Raw genomic sequence first — 18098 nt, 5'->3', positions numbered from 1 at the left:
ATAGCGCATGCCTTTCCGTGGTCAGCGTGATAGCCCTTGGCCTTGGCGTCCGCTTCTGTCATGTACTGGCCAGCCTTGGTTTTCCCATAGTGCTTGGTGCCTTCACAGTGATATGACTTGGTTTTTGTGTTGACCCATACCTTCCCGTGCCCACCACCAGCCATGGGGGGCTTGTGGGTGTCAGTTTTGGCGGGATGCGTAGCCTCACCCTTTGCCATGGGTGCTGCTGGAGCCGTTGCTGGGGTTGCGGCATGGGGGGCCTCTGGGGTTTTCATCCCAGCAGCACCTTCATGGGGCGTAGGAGCGGCAGGAGTACTCATTGTCGCGCTCGGTTTTGTCGCTGGCGCGCCAGTCGTTTGAGCGAAACCCGTACCAGCACAGACCAAACTCACCGTCACAGCCAAAATTCGGAGATGCGATTTCATGGTGATTCCTTCAAGAGTTGGAATGAGGGGCCTTAACCTTTAAAGACTCCTAGCCCCACAACGCGATAAAGGCACCTTGTTGATCGGTTCAGCAGCCAACATGTTACCGGGAGTATTAAGTAGAGCAATCGCTGCAGCCTTGCTTCAGCAGAGCCGTCTATACCAGGACTGCAAGCCGAACACAGACTGTGAGCAGCTACAGCACGAGTGCAACAAAGCCGCGGCAGCACCTGCGTGCACCCGGTTCAAACGCAGAAAAGCTGCCACACCCCAAGCCCACACTGCGCGGGCTTTTTATTTTCTGGAGCACTTCATGAATGAGTAAGAGGCATCCGTGGCTGCCCCCAGAGATCGAGGCGCTACGCAAGCTGTACCCCGACCACAGCGCCAATTTTGTGCCCAATGTGCTTGGACGAGACGCCGGCAGCATTTATCCGCAAAGCGTTGCCGCTTGGCCTTGAGAAGGCTGATGGTTTCTGGCAACGCGATGCATCAGGGCGTGCGCAAAAGAGCAAGCAAGACCATCGCATGCAGTCCACGCAGTTCAGAAGGGGCCGCACACCTGAAGAAAGCCGTAACTACCTGCCTATCGGCAGCCTGCGTCTCACTAAAGATGGATGGCTTGAGCGAAAGGTCACAGATGACCACCCGGTGCCAGCCCATCGCGGGGTCGCAGAGCACCGCCTCACGGCGTTTCATTCAAGCCTATGCCAAAGCCTTCTTCGTGAAGGTCTGTGCGTCTGTGTGCACAATAACGCCTTGCTCTTTAAGGCGAATCTGTGCCGTGTACGCGGTAGATCCATCCTCACGCTTTCTTGCCGATATGGTTCCCATGGTGCGCAGTGCTACAAGCATCATTCGTAGCACTGACTGTAGCCCCGACCAAGGAAAATCAGGTTTTTCAGGCGTTTTTCAGGGTGCTACAGACAGCCAAAAATGCCAATGACTCAACAACAACCACAAACAAAACAAGACCTTACATCGCCTTGGCGCATGTCGGTTGCGCCGATGCTCGACTGGACGGACCGCCATTGCCGCTATTTGCACCGTCTGCTGTCCAAGCACACCCTGCTCTATACCGAGATGATCACCACCGGCGCCCTGATTCATGGCGAGCAGGCTCGCCATTTGCGCTTTAACTTGGAAGAGCACCCCGTGGCCCTGCAGTTGGGCGGCAGCGAGCCAGGCGACTTGGCCAAAGCCGCCAAAATTGGCCAGGACTGGGGTTATGACGAGATCAACCTGAACTGCGGCTGCCCCAGCGAGCGCGTACAACGCGGCGCATTTGGTGCCTGCTTGATGAACGAAGCCAGCCTGGTGGCCGACGGCGTCAAGGCCATGCGCGACGCGGTCAGCATTCCCGTGACCGTCAAGCACCGCATTGGCATCGACAAGATCGAAAGCTACGACTTTGTGCGCGACTTTGTCGGCACCGTGGCTGAAGCGGGCTGCGAAGTCTTTATTGTCCACGCCCGCAATGCCTGGCTGCAGGGCCTGTCGCCCAAGGAAAACCGTGACATTCCGCCGCTGCGCTATGAGATCGTGGCCCAGCTCAAGCGCGAATTCCCGCATCTGACGATTGCCATCAACGGTGGCATCAAGACCGATGAAGTGGTGCAGGAACAACTGCAACGGGTGGACGGCGTCATGATTGGCCGAGAGGCCTACCACAACCCCTGGTGGATGAGCCGCTGGGACGAGTTGTATTTTGGCGCAGCCCCTTCCGAGCACACCCACCAGAGCATTGAGGCGGCCATGGTCGACTACATGGAGCGCGAAGCGCGCGAGCACGACACGCACTGGTACAGCATTGCCCGCCACATGCTGGGCTTGCGCCACGGTTTGGCCGGCGCCCGCCGCTGGCGCCAAGTGTGGAGCGACCACAAGCTCAAGCATTTGTCGGCGCGGGAAGTGTCAAAAATTGCCAATACGCGGCCTGATGGATAGACGGCAGATTAAAAAGTCTTCTTCAAATATTCAAAAACCATAGCTGCTAGCGCTTTATCTCATTGGCTTTCATCTACTTATGTACTTGAAAACCTTACAAATCATGCGCAAGCAGCTATTTTTTTAGGCGATTGGCTACCAAGTGATAGCAGGCATGCGACGGCGAAAGCGCCTTGCACCCGCTTCTCTCCTACAAAAGCCAGCGCTGCTGCGCACAGGTTTTTGTCACTACGGCGACTCCTCATCAAGAAAAACGCTGTTTCTTTTCGTAGACGCATGCTGCTATATTGCACTGCAACATAACGAGATCGCCCGCCATGCTCTACCAGCTTTACGAAACCCAACGTGCCTTGCTTGAACCGTTCGCGGACTTCGCGCAAGCCACAGCCAAGCTCTACACCAACCCTTTGCTGCCGCTATCGCAAAGCCCCTTCTCACAGCGCATCTCCGCAGGGTTTGATCTGTTTTACCGCTTGGGCAAGGGCTACGAAAAACCAGCATTCGGGATTGCGTCCGTACCCGTCCACGGCGTGAACGTGACCATCATGGAACGCGTGGAGATGGATTTGCCGTTTTGCGAGCTGCGCCGTTTCAAGCGCTTCTCGGATGACCCCAAAACGCTGGATACGCTGCTCACCCAGCCGCCCGTGCTGGTGGTTGCCCCCCTGTCGGGCCATTACGCCACCTTGCTGCGTGATACCGTCAAAAGTCTGCTCAGCGACCAAAAAGTCTTTATCACCGACTGGAAGAATGCCCGCCTGGTGCCCCAGGAAGAGGGTGAATTTCATCTGGACGACTACATCAACTACGTCCAAGACTTCATCCGCTACCTGCAAAAGCAATACGGCAATTGCCACGTCATCAGCGTGTGCCAGCCCACGGTGCCGGTGCTGGCCGCTATTTCGCTGATGGCCAGTCGCGGTGAAACCACGCCGCTGTCCATGACCATGATGGGCGGCCCGATTGATGCCCGCAGATCACCCACCTCGGTCAACAACCTGGCCACGCAGCGCAGTTTTGAGTGGTTTGAGAACAACGTCATCCACCGCGTGCCCAACAACTACCCGGGCGCCGGCCGCCGCGTCTACCCCGGCTTTTTGCAATACACCGGTTTTGTGGCCATGAACCCCGACCGCCACGCCAGCAGCCACTACGACTATTTCAAGGATTTGGTCAAGGGCGACGACGCCAGCGCAGAGCAGCACCGCAAGTTCTACGATGAGTACAACGCCGTGCTGGACATGGATGCCAATTACTACCTGGAGACCATACAGACCGTGTTCCAAGACTTCAGCTTGGTCAACGGCACCTGGGATGTGCGTGCGCCGGACGGCACACTGGAGCGCGTCAGGCCTCAAGACATCACGACGACGGCACTGTTCACCATTGAAGGCGAGCTGGACGACATCTCCGGATCGGGCCAAACTCATGCGGCCCAAGATCTGTGTGCCAACATTCCCGCCCATTTGCGCCTGCAATACGACGTGATGGGCGCCGGCCACTACGGTATTTTCAGCGGCCGCCGCTGGCGCGACATGGTCTACCCCAAAGTGCGTGGCTTTATTTACGCCCACCACCCCGCACCCGAGGCCGATAGCGCGCCCGTCAACGATGGGGAATTGGTGCTGGCAGAAGACGCAGCGCCGCAAATTGCGCAACACTCTCCTCCTCATACACCCAACACCGCCAGGCCTGCGCCCACCTCCAGCAAGCGCCGACGTGGCGGCCGCTAGACCGAATGCCTGAGTTCACCTCTAAGCCAGTCCTCACCGGACTGGCTTTTTCCATTGATGCCGCCCTGCCGCAAACGCAGTGCACACGCTGCGGCTATCCCGACTGCGCCCGCTACGCGCAAGCCATTGCACACGAAGGCGCGCCCATCAACCAATGTCCCCCGGGGGGTGCTGAAGGCATTGCGCGCTTGGCAGCCATCACCGGGCAAGCAGCCACGGCACTCAACCCGAAATTTGGCATTGAAGGCCCGCTCACGCTGGCGCGCATTGATGAGAACTGGTGCATCGGCTGCACGCTGTGCATCAAGGCTTGCCCTACCGATGCCATTTTGGGTGCCAACAAGCTGATGCACACCGTCATGCCGCAGCACTGTACTGGTTGCGAGTTGTGCATTCCCGTATGCCCGGTGGACTGTATTGAGCTGGAAGTCGTGAGTGGGGAGCGCACCGGCTGGGAGGCCTGGTCGCCCAAACAGGCCGCGCACGCCAAACAGCGCTATCACGCCCGCCAGCAACGCTTGCAAGCGCAGGGCATCGCTGAGGACGGCATCAACGCGAATGCACAGGCTACCGCCCCTGTGCCCGAGGTGGTGCCCGACAAAAAAGCGGCGATTGCCGCTGCCCTAGCCAAAGCACGCGGCCTGCGCGGCCATAAAGACTAACGACGGCCAGAGCGGGAACGCAGGCGAGCGCGGCTGCCGTCGTGCAAAAATAGCGGTATCAAAAAAATAGCTTCTGATGCTTATTCCATAAGCGCTAGAAGCTATTTTCATACTTTATTCAAGTGGGTCGCTGCCACCGCCACTGTCTCTACAACCGCCGCGTTTCAGGCACGCAGTGCCGTGCACAAGCCAGACGGAGCGTGGCGGCGTGAACTAGCCTGCAAAACGCTTGTACACCCCGCAGCCCAGATACACGCCGTCTTGCTTGCAGACGTAAGACATCTTGGCCTGCACCTGGCCGGTGATGGGGTTGGAAAAGTCATACTCCACCCAGCCTGGTCCAGCCTCGGCTTGCGCAATGATGGCGCTGAGCAGCGCATCGCCATCCACGCCGTTGACATCCTGCACACGGCTGCCGCGCTTGGCGGGGTTGCCACCAAACGCCAGATAGCGGCCTGAGGCATCCAGCACAAAAACATACATATCGCGGTCGTGAAAAGGCTGCTGGGGGTTGGTCAGCGCCAGCCAGTATTGCTCCAGCGGCATGCCCATGCGGCACAGCGCCACCGCGCGCTCTACCAGCGCCACCGCTTCCACGGCCGTGCCCTGCTGCAGCCGAAAGCGCTCCACCGCTTCCGACAAGGTGGCCGCGCGCTGCTCCAGCGCCTGGGCCTCTTGCACCACGTGGCGCACCATCTGTGCGTTCTCTTGCGTCACTTGGTCAATGCCGTGTACTGCCTGGTTGATTTGCTGCAGCCCCGTGCCTTGGGCATTGCCCGAGTCGGAGATGGCCTCCACATGCCCCGCCACGCTGCGAATCCCCTCCGCCACTTGCTGCATGCCTTGGCCTGCCTGGCGAATCAGGCGTGTGCTGCTGGCCACCTGCTGCACCGACGCTTCAATCAGCACCCGGATTTCCTTGGAGGCTTCTGCTGAGCGCTGCGCCAAGCTGCGCACCTCGGAGGCCACTACCGCAAAGCCCCGGCCTTGCTCGCCTGCCCGTGCGGCTTCCACCGCTGCGTTCAAGGCCAAGATATTGGTTTGGAATGCGATGCCATCAATCACCGCAATGATCTCGGACATACGGCCCGCGCCGCGCTCAATCGCCTCCACCGACTGCACGGCCTGCTCCATCACGCCGCTGCCCTGCTCAACCACCTTGCGCAATTGGTGGGTGTAGCGGTCTGCTTCGGCGGCAGCTTGGGCATTGTTTTGCACCACTGCCGTCACCTGCTCCACACTCACCACGGTCTGCGCCACGTTGGTGGCCTGCAACTCCGTGCGCTCTGCCAGTGCGCGGTTGTCTTGCGTCAGCGTATGCCCCGCTTGCGTCACCAAGGCGGCATTGCTGCGAATTTCGGCCACCATGCTCGACAGCGCCACCACCATGCTGTCCAGCAACTTGGCCATCTCGCCCAGTTCATCGTTGCTGCTGGCAGTGATGCGGTGCGTCAGATTGCCGTGTGCGGCCTGCTCCATTGCCGACAGCAGCCGCGCCATTTCTGCGGAGATGTTGCGGTGGACGCTGTGCACCACATACAAAAACCACAACACACCGGCCAGCGCCATGCCCAGCTGCATCTGAGTATCGAAAGCCGCGTAGGCGCCGCCCCACAGCACCGCCATGACCAGCAGCCCGCTGAAGGCCACCAGTGCCAGCTTCCAGCCCAGTTTGCAGCGCCTGAGTATCCCAAGCATTGGTTTTTGCATTACCCCGCCCTACTTTGTATCAATGTGTCCAAAGGTTTGTACCGTTGCTATAGGAATGGTGCCTCAGGAGTTGTCCTAGGCAGGGACGTAATGCGCGTGAAAGCTAAGCGTCGACCCATGCAATTTCTGCATTCGTAAAGCTGATATCACGCATAAAGCTCAGGGAGATTGCGCAACTCAGCACATAATATTTAGATCATGAATCCCCTGCTCCAACACCTTCAGCCCTACCCTTTTGAGCGGCTGCGTCAGCTCTTTGCGGGGGTTACACCTGCCGCACGGCTGCGCCCTATCAGCCTTGGTATTGGTGAGCCACGCCATGCCACGCCCGCTTTCATCCAAACCAGCCTGACTGACAACCTCAGCGGTCTGGCCAATTACCCTGCCACCGCGGGCGATATACGCTTGCGCCAAGCCTGTAGCGACTGGCTACAGCGCCGCTATGGCATCACGGTCGATGCAGCCACGCAGGTGCTGCCTGTCAACGGCTCACGCGAGGCGCTGTTCTCCTTTGCGCAAACCATCGTCGACCCCAGCCAGCCCGGTGCCACCGTGCTGTGCCCCAACCCCTTCTACCAAATCTACGAAGGCGCGACGCTGCTGGCAGGCGCTACGCCTTACTTTGTGGCCAGCGACCCCGCACGCAACTTTGCAGTGGACTGGGACAGCGTGCCTGCCGATGTCTGGGCCAAGACCCAGCTGATGTATGTGTGCTCGCCCGGCAACCCTACAGGGGCGGTGATGCCGCTGCAGGAGTGGAAAAAGCTGTTTGATCTGTCAGACCGCTATGGTTTTGTGATTGCCTCTGACGAGTGTTACAGCGAAATCTACTTCCGCGATGAGGCGCCGCTGGGTGGTTTGGAAGCCGCTGTGAAGCTGGGTCGCCATGATTTTCGCAACCTAGTGGCGTTCACCAGCCTATCCAAGCGCAGCAATGTGCCAGGCCTGCGCAGCGGCTTTGTCGCGGGCGATGCCCGGTTGCTGCAATCCTTTTTGCTCTACCGCACCTACCACGGTGGCGCCATGGGCATGCCCATCCAGCACGCCTCCATCGCCGCGTGGTCGGATGAAACGCATGTGGTGCATAACCGAGCGCTGTACAAGGAAAAGTTTGCCGCTGTGATGCCCATCTTGGAGCCGGTCATGGACGTACGCCTGCCCGATGCTGGTTTTTACCTGTGGCCCCGCATACCCGATGCCCTGGGCATGAGTGAAACCGAATTTGCCCGTGAGCTGTTTGCGCAAACCCATGTCACTGTGTTGCCCGGCAGCTATTTGGCACGAAATGTGCATGGCTACAACCCCGGTGCGCAACGTGTACGCTTGGCCCTGGTGGCCGAGACGGCAGAGTGCGTCGAGGCAGCTCAGCGCATCGCGGATTTCATTCAAAAGAACGTCAAGTAAATCATTGTTATGACCCAACAACTGCAACAAATCATCGACCAAGCCTGGGACAACCGTGCGCAGATCTCTGCCAAGTCCGCCCCCCAGGAAGTGGTGGAAGCCGTTGAATACGCGCTGAATGCTTTGAACAACGGTACATTGCGCGTTGCCTCGCGCGAAGGCGTCGGTCAGTGGACCGTGCACCAATGGCTCAAGAAGGCCGTGCTGCTGTCGTTCCGCCTGAACGACAACAAGCTCATGCAAGCCGGTGATCTGAGTTTCTTCGACAAAGTGCCCACCAAGTACGAAGGCATGTCCGAGGCCGACATTGCCGCCACCGGCGTACGCGTGGTGCCGCCTGCCGTGGCGCGCCGTGGTTCCTTCATTGCCAAGGGCGCCATCCTGATGCCTTCCTACGTGAACATCGGCGCTTACGTGGATGAAGGCACCATGGTGGACACCTGGGCCACGGTGGGCTCTTGCGCGCAAGTAGGCAAGAACGTGCACCTGTCCGGTGGCGTGGGCCTGGGCGGTGTGCTCGAGCCCCTGCAAGCCAACCCCACCATCATTGAAGACAACTGCTTCATCGGCGCACGCTCCGAAGTGGTGGAAGGTGTGATCGTGGAAGAGAACTCCGTGATCTCCATGGGCGTGTACATCGGCCAATCCACCCCCATCTTCAACCGCGAAACCGGCGAAATCACTTATGGCCGCGTGCCTGCAGGCTCCGTGGTGGTCTCGGGCAACCTGCCCAAGAAGACCAAGGATGGCAAGGACTACTCCATGTACGCCGCCATCATCGTCAAGACCGTGGATGCCAAAACCCGCTCCACCACCAGCTTGAACGACTTGCTGCGCGACTAAAACGCCCTGCCAAGTGGCCTGTTGATGCAGGTTTGATACGTATCATCCAAAGCCGAGCCCCTGGGTTCGGCTTTTTTGCATGGCAATCGCTCGTTTTGCGGCAGACTCTGCATCTCAAGCGAAACCCACCCCTTCCTTTTTTTCTACAACAAAGGCTGATTGCATGAGCATGATGGAGCGCATTTTGCGGCTGATGGCTGAGAAGAAGGCATCGGACGTTTACCTGTCCGCCAATTCCCCCGCGCTGATCAAAATTGATGGGGAATGCGTGCCCATCAACAGCCAGTTGTTACCCCCCGATGCTCCGCGCGCTTTGCTGGCCGAGGTGGTCAAGCCCCAAGACATGGAAACGCTGCAAGAGAGCGGCGAGCTGAATATGGCCGTCCCTTTGCAAGGCGTGGGCCGTTTTCGCATCAGCGCCATGCGCCAGCGTGGCTCGGTGGCCGTGGTTGTGCGCTTTATTTCGCAGCAAGTGCCCAAACTCCAAGATTTGAGCCTGCCGCCGATTCTGGATGAACTCATCCTCCAAAAACGGGGGCTGATTTTGGTGGTGGGCGCTACTGGCTCGGGCAAAAGCACCACCTTGGCGGCCATGATTGACAGCCGCAATGAACAGCGCACCGGCCACATCCTGACCATCGAAGACCCGATTGAATTTCAGTTCCGCAACAAGCGCTCCATCGTCAACCAGCGCGAAGTCGGTTCTGACACCCAGTCACTGCAAATTGCCTTGAAAAATGCGCTGCGCCAGGCGCCCGATGTGATTTTGATTGGTGAAATCCGTGACCGCGAAACCATGTCGGCCGCGATTGCCTATGCACAATCGGGCCACCTGGTGCTGGCCACGCTGCACGGCAACAACAGCTACCACGCCCTCAACCGCATTTTGAGCTTTTACCCAGTCGAAGTGCGCGCCACCATGCTGGGCGATCTGTCCTCGTCGCTCAAGGCCGTGGTCACCCAGCGCCTGCTGCGCACCCCTGCTGGCAGCCGCGTCCCGGCGGTGGAAGTGCTGCTCAACACCAAGCTGGTGTCGGAGCTGATCGAGAAAGGCGACTTTTCTGGCGTGCGCGACAACATGGAAAAGTCCATGGCCGAAGGCTCGCAAACCTTTGAAGAAGACCTGGCACGCCTGATCACCAGTGGCACAATTGACCGTAATGAAGGCTTGGCCAATGCAGACTCGCCCACCAATTTGATGTGGCGCCTGCAAAATGCCCCCCAAAATACCGCACACACCAGCCGCGCAGAGGCGGCCGCTCCGGTATTGGCCGCAGAAGTGCCAGCCCTGCCTGAGTTTGGTGACCTGCTGCTCAACACAGGCCTTAAAACATAAAGCTCCAGGTGCAGACCTGGGGCACGGCTACACAGAAGGTGTAGCCCCAATTGGATATCTCTCATGTCTCGCACCCTGCAACTGGCTGAGCAACTGATCAGCCGCCCCTCCATCACCCCCGACGACGCTGGCTGCCTTGAGCTTCTGGCGACGCGTTTGAGCGCTTTAGGCTTTCAGTGCGAACGCATGGACAGCGGCCCCGATCACTTTCACGTGCACAACCTGTGGGCCGTGCGCCGCACCGGCCTGCCCCACGCCAAAACTTTGGTTTTTGCGGGCCACACCGATGTGGTGCCCACCGGCCCTGTGGAGCAGTGGAGCAGCCCGCCATTCACCCCCACCTACCACGATGGCAAGCTGTTTGGGCGCGGCGCCAGCGATATGAAAACCTCCATCGCTGCTTTCATTGTGGCGGTGGAAGACTTTTTGGCCGCCAACGCCAGCACCCAGCTGGACATTGCCTTTTTGCTGACCAGCGATGAAGAAGGCCCCGGCCATGACGGCACCAAAATCGTCTGCCAAGCGCTCAGCGCGCGCGGCGAGCGCTTGGACTGGTGCATTGTGGGCGAGCCCACCGCCGTCAAGCAGACCGGTGACATGATCAAAAATGGTCGCCGTGGCTCGCTCAGTGGCCGCCTGACCGTGGAAGGCGTGCAAGGCCACATTGCCTACCCCCAGCTGGCGCGCAACCCCATCCACCAGGCGGTGCCTGCGCTGACTGAGTTGGCGGCTATGGAGTGGGATCAGGGCAATGCCTTTTTTCCTGCCACCAGCTGGCAAATCAGCAACATCCACGGCGGCACGGGCGCCTCGAATGTGATTCCCGGCGAGGTGGTGATTGACTTCAACTTCCGCTACAGCACCGAGAACACGGCCGAGACCCTCAAGCAGCGCGTCAAGTCCGTACTCGACAGGCACGCGCTCGAATACGACCTGACCTGGAGCCTCTCGGGCGAGCCTTTCCTGACCACGCCCGGTGATCTGGTGGAAGCCGCACAAGTCGCCATCCGCGCCGAAACCGGCCTGGAGACCGAGCTGTCGACCAGTGGCGGCACCAGCGATGGCCGTTTTATTGCCAAAGTCTGCCCCCAAGTTATTGAGCTGGGCCCGCCCAACGCCACCATCCACAAAATCAATGAGCACATTGTGCTGGCCGACGTGGAGCCGCTGACCAACATTTACCGCCGCATGCTGGAACACCTGCACGCCAAGCTGCAAGCCGCAGCCGCCACCGAAGGAGCCGCCGCATGAGCCACGCTTACACCTTGCCCCACGGCGCCACCGTAGGCGTCCTCATCACCACCGGCGCACAGTGCCTGACCCAGGCTGGCGTTGGCTTTGGCCACGGCACGGCCAACGCCGAAGAAGAAGCCATCTGGCTGGTGCTGTGGCAGCTAGGCCTGCCGATTGACGCACCCCTGGGCGATGATGAAGATTCTGTAGAAAATCAGCCGGTAACGCCAGAGCAGCAAGCGCAGGTAGCTACGCTTTTTAAAGAACGCATCGACACCCGCAAACCTGCCGCGTATTTGACCCGCGAGGCATGGCTCATGGGCGTGCCTTTTTATGTGGACGAGCGCTCCATCGTGCCGCGCAGCTTTATTGCAGAGTTGCTGGCCGATGGCTCCATCGACCACTTCCTGAGCGACAAAACCAAGCACGTGCTGGACTTATGCACCGGCAACGGCTCGCTGGCATGCCTGGCCGCCATGGCCTACCCGGAAGTTCAAGTCACCGGCGCCGATCTGTCCACCGACGCGCTGACCGTCGCCCGCATCAATGTCGACAAACACGGCCTGCAAGAGCGCGTGACACTGGTGGAAACCGATGGCCTGTCGAAAGTGCTCGGCCCGTGGGACTTGATTCTGTGCAACCCGCCCTACGTCAACGCCGACAGCATGGCCAAGTTGCCCGCCGAATACCTGGCCGAGCCGGAATTGGCGCTGGCCGGTGGCGCCGATGGTATGGACTTCATCCGCCAGTTGTTGGCCGACGCACCCGCATGCATGACCGAAGACGCCGTGCTGGTGCTGGAAATTGGCAACGAACGCCCCTTCTTTGAAGCTGCCTTCCCCGAGCTGCTGGTCTACTGGCTGGACACCAGCGTGGGCGAAGACGCCGTGCTGCTGGTCACCCGGCAGGAGTTGCTGTCGCAGCAACAACGCACGGCACAATAAGCACGTCGCCACTGTGCCTGAAGCACGGCTGGTGACTACAGGCCTTTTTGGCCTCTAGCGCTTATACCTACTACGCTAGGCGCTATCCATTTTTTAAACACCCGCAAGATGTACAACGTCTGCGGGTGCACTTTTTCTCCCTGCTGATGATTACTCTGAAAAACGTCACCCTGCGCCGAGGCACCAAAGTGGTGCTCGACAGTGTCAACGCCACCATCAATCCCGCAGAGCACGTGGGCTTGGTCGGGCGCAACGGCGCAGGCAAGTCTTCGCTGTTTGCCCTGCTCAACGGCACGCTGCACGAAGACGGCGGTGACTTCTTCATCCCCACGCAATGGCGCATGGCCCAGGTGGCCCAGCACATGCCCGAAACGGATGAGTCCGCCACCCAGTTTGTCTTGGACGGCGACACCCGCCTGAGCGAGGTCAACGCGCGCCTGCAAGCGGCAGAAGCCTCGGGCGACGGCATGGCCATTGCCCAGGCCCACGCCGATTTGCAAGACGCGGGCGCGCACGATGCCACCGCCCGTGCCCAGGCGCTGATTCTGGGCCTGGGTTTCAAGACCAGCGAGCTGGAGCACCCCGTCAACAGCTTCTCGGGCGGCTGGCGCATGCGCCTGCAGCTGGCGCGTGCGCTGATGTGCCCGTCCGATCTGCTGCTGCTGGACGAACCTACCAACCACTTGGACCTGGATGCCCTGGTCTGGCTGGAGGCCTGGCTCAAGCGCTACCCCGGCACCATGATCGTCATCTCGCACGACCGGGAGTTTCTGGACGCGGTGACCAACGTCACCCTGGAGCTGGCCAGCGGCAAAATCACGCGCTACGGCGGCAACTACAGCAAGTACGAAGAGCTGCGCGCCCAGCAGCTGGAGCTGCAGCAGTCGGCGTTTGACAAGCAGCAGGACAAGATCGCCCATCTGCAAAAATTCATCGACCGCTTCAAGGCCAAGGCCACCAAGGCCAAGCAGGCGCAAAGCCGCATGAAGCAGATCGAGCGCATGGAAAAAATCGCGCCCGTGCTGGCCGATGCCGAATTCACCTTTGAATTCAAGGAGCCCGCCAACCTGCCCAACCCCATGCTGGCCATCACCGATGCCAGCTTTGGCTACACAGATGAGGCAGGCAACGAAACCGTGATCCTGCGCGGTGTGAACCGCTCGGTGCTGGCGGGCCAGCGCATCGGCATTCTGGGTGCCAACGGCCAGGGCAAGTCCACACTGGTCAAGACCATTGCCCGCACCATGCAGGCCCTGGGCGGCAAGATCACCGAGGGCAAGGGCCTGAATATCGGCTACTTTGCCCAGCAGGAGCTGGACGTGCTGCGCCCCGAAGAGAACCCGCTGGAGCACATGACGCGCCTGGCCAAGGAGCTGGGCGCCGACGCCCCCGCAGCCAGCCGCGAGCAAGATTTGCGCAACTGGCTAGGCACCTTCAATTTCAGCGGTGACATGGTCAAGCAGACCGTGGGCAGCATGAGCGGCGGCGAAAAAGCCCGCCTGGTGCTGGCCATGATCGTCTGGCAGCGCCCCAACTTGCTGCTGCTGGACGAACCCACCAACCACCTGGACTTGGCCACCCGCGAGGCGCTGGCCATGGCCATCAACGACTTCGATGGCACCGTCATGCTGGTCTCGCACGACCGCCACCTGCTGCGCGCCGTGTGCGAGGACTTCTGGATGGTAGGCCGCGGCGTGGTCGGGCCGTTCGACGGCGATCTGGACGACTACCAGCGCTACCTGCTGGACGAGTCCAAACGCCTGCGCGAGGAAGCCAAGCAGGCCGAGCTGCAGCAAGCCAGCGCCGCGAATGCATCGGCTTCGGCAGTTGCTACCGAAGCCACAGCCTCGCCCATCGACCAGCGCGAAGCCCGCAAACTGGCTGCGGCGGCCCGCCAGATGTTGGGTGAGAAAACTAAGCCCCTGAAGAAAGAGCTGGAGCAGGTCGACAAAAAAATGGCGGCCTTGTCGGCCGAGAAAGCGGCGCTGGAAGATAAGCTGGCCACACCCATCACCCCCGCCGAGATTGCCGAAGCTGGCAAACGACTGAAAGCCGTGGGTGACGAGCTGGACACGCTGGAAGAGCGCTGGCTGGAGTTGAGCGAGGCCATCGAACAACTGACCCAAGAGGCAGGCCTGCCGACTTAAGCCGCTGCAGCCGCGCGCCGCAATAAAATAAGAGCTGCTAGCGTATGTATTTGAAGGATTTCCAAGCGTTTTATCTTTGAAGCCCTCTCAAACAAAGCGCAAGCAGCTCTTATTTTTGAGTCAACCACTTGAAAGGTGCTGTTTCAACCTGGCTTAACGGCTGGACGCGGCCAGCACCCCACCCGCCGCAATGAACGCACCGCCCGTCACGCGGTTAAACCAGCGGCCCACACCGCCACGCCCCATGCGGGCCAGCAATCTCGAACCAAACAGGGCGTAGGCAAACATGATGGTGCCGTCCAGCACCATCCAGCTCACCGCCAAAATCGCCAGTTGCCCCACCACCGGCTCAGCGGGGTTCAGGAACTGCGGGAACAGTGCGCTGAAAAACAGCAAGTCTTTGGGGTTGCCAATGCCCACCATCAGGCCTTTGCGATAAAGCTGCCCCCACGTGGCGCCGGGCTGCGATGCCTGTGGCACGGGCACAGCTGCCGCACCGGCGGCCAGTTGCTCCACCGTCTTTGGCACCGCCACTTGAGGTTTGCTGCGCCAGGTGGAAATCCCCAGATAGATCAAATACGCCGCGCCCGCCCATTTGATGGCATGAAACAAAGTGTCAGAGGCCGCAATCACTGCGCCCAAGCCCAGCGCAGACAAGAGCATCAACGTCATTGACGCCGTGATACCGCCCAAAATGGTGGCCACCGTCTTGCGTGCACCATGGCTGATGGCATGTGACACACAGAGCAAGGCGGAAGGCCCGGGCGACAAAATCACCGCCCCCGCCAAAGACACATACAACAACCAAATATTCCAAGACATCACAATCCAATCCGCCACACGTCTGCCGCATATGACAACAGCTGTGGCACATCCAAGGCCCAAAACGATCCATTCTAGGAGGCAGCGCCTGGGCCTGCGGCCTGCTTTGTGCCACTGCTGCCCGTAAACCGATAAACAAACCGCAAAAAACCCTGCATTTTTTTACTTTTAGCTGTCAACGCACACCCAAATAGCCACGTTGTTTCTCCTACATAAGGAGTACATCCCCCATGACTGCAACCTCTGTCCTGACTGTTTGGCCCGAAGACGAACGCGATCGCAAGCGCAGCCCCGCGCGTTGCTGAGCACGTTGGTTGTCACTACGGAAATATTTTCAAACAGCTGTCAACGCAGCCTACCCCCGCAGCGTTGAACAGGCAAAAGGATCCAACACCATGATGAATACCATCTTCTCGATCTGGCCCGAAGACGAACGTGACCGCAAGCGCGCGCCCGCACGTTTCTAAATACATTCTTGCTGGCAGCAGCCACCGTGGCTGCCAGTCGCTCAGCCCGCTTTCTCAAAGCGGGCTTTGTTTTGAAGCCTTCTCACGTTGTTACACCTTTGCACAGTTCATGCAGACGTTTGCACCTCGCACGTCAACGCTGCACGCCAAGCACACGTTGTAGAAGCAAAGGAGTGAAAGCCATGCAAAACCAAGCTATGTTGTCCGTCTGGCCTGAAGATGAGCGCGATCGCAAACGCGCGCCTTCGCGCCTGTAAGCACAACTGCCTTGCCGAGACCTGCCTCATGTCAGTGCTTGATTCCAGATTCACCCACAAAAAAGCCCGCTTTCGCGGGCTTTTTGAATGGTGTGCCAAGTCGCCAGGGCTTAGTGCATGTGCAAACCACCGTTGACCGAAAAATCTGCACCCGTCGAATAGCTGCCGTCTGGCGAAGCCAGCCAAGACACGATGGATGCAATTTCCCGGGGTTCGCCCAAACGCTTCACGGGAATGGTGCCCACAATCTTGTCCAGCACATCTTGGCGAATGGCCTTGACCATGTCGGTGCCAATGTAGCCAGGACTCACGGTATTGACCGTCACGCCCTTGGCCGCCAGCTCTTGGGCCAGCGCCATGGTAAAGCCGTGCATGCCCGCCTTGGCAGCGGAATAGTTGGTTTGGCCCGCTTGCCCCTTGGCGCCATTGACCGAACTGATATTGATCACGCGGCCCCAGCCTTTTTCCACCATATCGCCCACCACCTGTTTGGTGACGTTGAACATGGAGTTCAGGTTGGTCTCAATCACGGCCTGCCAGTCATCAGGGGTCATTTTCAAGAACATGCGGTCGCGCGTGATGCCCGCGTTGTTCACCAGCACGTCAATCGTGCCGTGCGCTTGCTTGGCCTGGTTGAAGGCTTCCACCGTGGAATCCCAATCCCCCACATTACCCACTGAGGCGTAGAAGGTGTAACCCAGCGTTTTTTGCTCATCGAGCCACTTTTGAAAGTCTCGGGTGGGGCCGCAGCCTGCAATCACCTTGAAACCATCGTCATGCAAACGCTGGCAAATCGCGGTGCCAATGCCGCCCATACCACCCGTGACGTATGCAACTTTTTGAGTCATTCATTGCCTCCTGATGTAATCATGACCAATCTCTATCCGTGCAAAGACTGTAGCGTGTTGCCCGCGCAAACCATGTTGCGAGGAACCCTAGGCGCATCAACGCCACACGCTACAGCGCTGTGCCAATTTTTCAGCGCTCCACCGCCAGCGCCACGCCCATGCCACCACCAATGCACAGGGCCGCAACACCCTTCTTGGCATCACGGCGCTGCATCTCGTGCAGCAGCGTGACCAGCACGCGGCAGCCCGACGCACCAATCGGGTGACCAATCGCAATTGCGCCACCGTTGACGTTGACCTTGGCGGCGTCCACCCCCAGCACCTTGTTCACGGCGCAGGCTTGGGCGGCAAACGCCTCATTCAACTCAAACAAGTCCACATCGCCCACTTTCCAACCAATACGGCCCAAGGCCTTGCGCACTGCAAACACTGGGCCCATGCCCATGGTTGCGGGATCGAGGCCGCTGGTAGCGTAGGCCTTGATGGTGGCCAGCGGCGTCAAGCCCAAGGCTTTGGCTTTGCTGGCGCTCATTACCACCACGGCGGCGGCGCCATCGTTGATGCCCGAGGCATTGCCGGCAGTCACTGTGCCAGCCTTGTCAAACGCTGGCTTCAAAGCAGACAGCGCTTCCAAATTGGTCTTGCGGTTGATGTATTCATCCGCCTCAAACACCACGGGATCGCCCTTGCGCTGGGGAATCACCACGGGCACGATTTCATCCTTGAACTTGCCCGCATCCTGAGCCGCTGCCGCCTTGGATTGGCTGGCAATGGCCAGTTCATCTTGCGCAGCACGTGCAATGTCGTTGGCTTTGGCCACGTTCTCTGCGGTAATGCCCATGTGGTACTGGTTGTACACATCCCACAGGCCGTCCACGATCATGGTGTCCTGCATCTTCCAGTCACCCATGCGCTGGCCTTCACGTGAGCCTTGCAGCACGTGGGGCGAAAGGCTCATGTTTTCCTGGCCACCGGCCACCACGATTTCGCTGTCACCCGTGGCTACCGCTTGCGCGGCCAACATGACGGCCTTCAGCCCGGAACCGCACACGGCATTAATGGTCAGCGCAGGGGTTTCCTGGGCCACACCCGCTTTCATCATGGCTTGGCGCGCGGGATTCTGCCCGACACCGGCGGTCAGCACCTGGCCCATGATGACCTCACCCACTTGGTCTGCAGGCACTTTGGCACGCTCCAGCGCTGCCTTGATCACGGTGGCGCCCAAGTCCACCGCGGGCACTTTGGCCAAACCGCCGCCAAATTTACCCACGGCTGTACGCACAGCTGAAACGATGACGATGTCTTCCATTGGATGCTCCC

Annotated in this window: 14 protein-coding genes and 1 pseudogene; 10 read left to right on the top strand and 5 right to left on the bottom strand. The window is 59.6% G+C overall.

Features of this window, described 5'->3' with window-relative positions; all coding sequences use genetic code 11:
* Positions 1 to 320 (bottom strand): annotated as a pseudogene (locus QEP12_RS15880) (signal peptide protein); the annotation flags it as partial.
* Positions 321 to 742: 422 nt separating this feature from the next.
* Here QEP12_RS15880 and QEP12_RS15875 point away from each other — a divergent pair.
* The 4 genes from QEP12_RS15875 (at position 743) to QEP12_RS15860 (ending at position 4767) form a co-directional block, all read left to right on the top strand.
* Positions 743 to 886, top strand: a complete 144-nt coding sequence (locus QEP12_RS15875) for a hypothetical protein (RefSeq protein ID WP_174863575.1) — start codon at positions 743 to 745, stop codon at positions 884 to 886.
* A 481-nt stretch (positions 887 to 1367) separates the two neighbouring features.
* Entirely contained in the window at positions 1368 to 2372 is a 1005-nt protein-coding gene (gene dusA / locus QEP12_RS15870) for a tRNA dihydrouridine(20/20a) synthase DusA (RefSeq protein WP_284214845.1), read from the top strand.
* A 317-nt stretch (positions 2373 to 2689) separates the two neighbouring features.
* The gene (locus QEP12_RS15865) at positions 2690 to 4105 is read left to right on the top strand and encodes a polyhydroxyalkanoate depolymerase (RefSeq protein WP_284214844.1); all 1416 of its coding nucleotides are present in this window, start codon (positions 2690 to 2692) and stop codon (positions 4103 to 4105) included.
* A 5-nt stretch (positions 4106 to 4110) separates the two neighbouring features.
* Positions 4111 to 4767 carry an RnfABCDGE type electron transport complex subunit B gene (locus tag QEP12_RS15860; RefSeq protein ID WP_174863576.1) on the top strand — a complete coding sequence of 219 codons (657 nt, stop codon included), beginning with the start codon at positions 4111 to 4113 and terminating at the stop codon, positions 4765 to 4767.
* A 213-nt stretch (positions 4768 to 4980) separates the two neighbouring features.
* Here the strand turns inward: QEP12_RS15860 and QEP12_RS15855 are convergent, their stop codons facing one another.
* The gene (locus tag QEP12_RS15855; RefSeq protein ID WP_284214843.1) at positions 4981 to 6465 is read right to left on the bottom strand and encodes a methyl-accepting chemotaxis protein; all 1485 of its coding nucleotides are present in this window, start codon (positions 6463 to 6465) and stop codon (positions 4981 to 4983) included.
* 210 nt (positions 6466 to 6675) lie between these two features.
* Here QEP12_RS15855 and dapC point away from each other — a divergent pair, with 210 nt between their 5' ends.
* The 6 genes from dapC to QEP12_RS15825 all read left to right on the top strand — a co-directional run bounded on the left by dapC (position 6676) and on the right by QEP12_RS15825 (position 14384).
* Positions 6676 to 7881 carry a succinyldiaminopimelate transaminase gene (dapC, locus tag QEP12_RS15850; RefSeq protein ID WP_284214842.1) on the top strand — a complete coding sequence of 402 codons (1206 nt, stop codon included), beginning with the start codon at positions 6676 to 6678 and terminating at the stop codon, positions 7879 to 7881.
* 9 nt (positions 7882 to 7890) lie between these two features.
* The gene (gene dapD / locus QEP12_RS15845) at positions 7891 to 8724 is read left to right on the top strand and encodes a 2,3,4,5-tetrahydropyridine-2,6-dicarboxylate N-succinyltransferase (RefSeq protein ID WP_174863578.1); all 834 of its coding nucleotides are present in this window, start codon (positions 7891 to 7893) and stop codon (positions 8722 to 8724) included.
* Positions 8725 to 8887: 163 nt separating this feature from the next.
* On the top strand, positions 8888 to 10060 hold the full coding sequence (locus QEP12_RS15840) for a PilT/PilU family type 4a pilus ATPase (protein ID WP_284214841.1): 1173 nt from the start codon (positions 8888 to 8890) through the stop codon (positions 10058 to 10060).
* A 63-nt stretch (positions 10061 to 10123) separates the two neighbouring features.
* Complete coding sequence (gene dapE / locus QEP12_RS15835) at positions 10124 to 11311, top strand: succinyl-diaminopimelate desuccinylase (protein WP_174863579.1); 1188 nt, start codon at positions 10124 to 10126, stop codon at positions 11309 to 11311.
* Positions 11308 to 12237, top strand: a complete 930-nt coding sequence (gene prmB / locus QEP12_RS15830; protein WP_284214840.1) for a 50S ribosomal protein L3 N(5)-glutamine methyltransferase — start codon at positions 11308 to 11310, stop codon at positions 12235 to 12237. Before dapE ends, prmB begins: the two co-directional genes overlap by 4 nt.
* 146 nt (positions 12238 to 12383) lie before the next feature.
* The gene (locus QEP12_RS15825; RefSeq protein ID WP_284214839.1) at positions 12384 to 14384 is read left to right on the top strand and encodes an ABC-F family ATP-binding cassette domain-containing protein; all 2001 of its coding nucleotides are present in this window, start codon (positions 12384 to 12386) and stop codon (positions 14382 to 14384) included.
* Between the two features lie 153 nt (positions 14385 to 14537).
* On the opposite strand, the gene QEP12_RS15820 is transcribed toward QEP12_RS15825, so the two are convergent.
* The 3 genes from QEP12_RS15820 to QEP12_RS15810 all read right to left on the bottom strand — a co-directional run bounded on the left by QEP12_RS15820 (position 14538) and on the right by QEP12_RS15810 (position 18087).
* Complete coding sequence (locus tag QEP12_RS15820) at positions 14538 to 15206, bottom strand: LysE family translocator (protein ID WP_284214838.1); 669 nt, start codon at positions 15204 to 15206, stop codon at positions 14538 to 14540.
* Positions 15207 to 16040: 834 nt separating this feature from the next.
* Positions 16041 to 16778: an acetoacetyl-CoA reductase gene (phbB, locus tag QEP12_RS15815; RefSeq protein WP_284214837.1), complete on the bottom strand. Its 738-nt coding sequence runs from the start codon at positions 16776 to 16778 to the stop codon at positions 16041 to 16043.
* A gap of 130 nt (positions 16779 to 16908) precedes the next feature.
* Entirely contained in the window at positions 16909 to 18087 is a 1179-nt protein-coding gene (locus QEP12_RS15810; RefSeq protein ID WP_174863502.1) for an acetyl-CoA C-acetyltransferase, read from the bottom strand.
* Between the last annotated feature and the right edge of the window lie 11 nt (positions 18088 to 18098).

The sequence above is a fragment of the Comamonas jiangduensis genome (assembly GCF_030162955.1).
Classification (GTDB): Bacteria; Pseudomonadota; Gammaproteobacteria; order Burkholderiales; family Burkholderiaceae_C; genus Comamonas; species Comamonas jiangduensis.
This window is presented reverse-complemented; position numbering and strand designations above follow the sequence as displayed.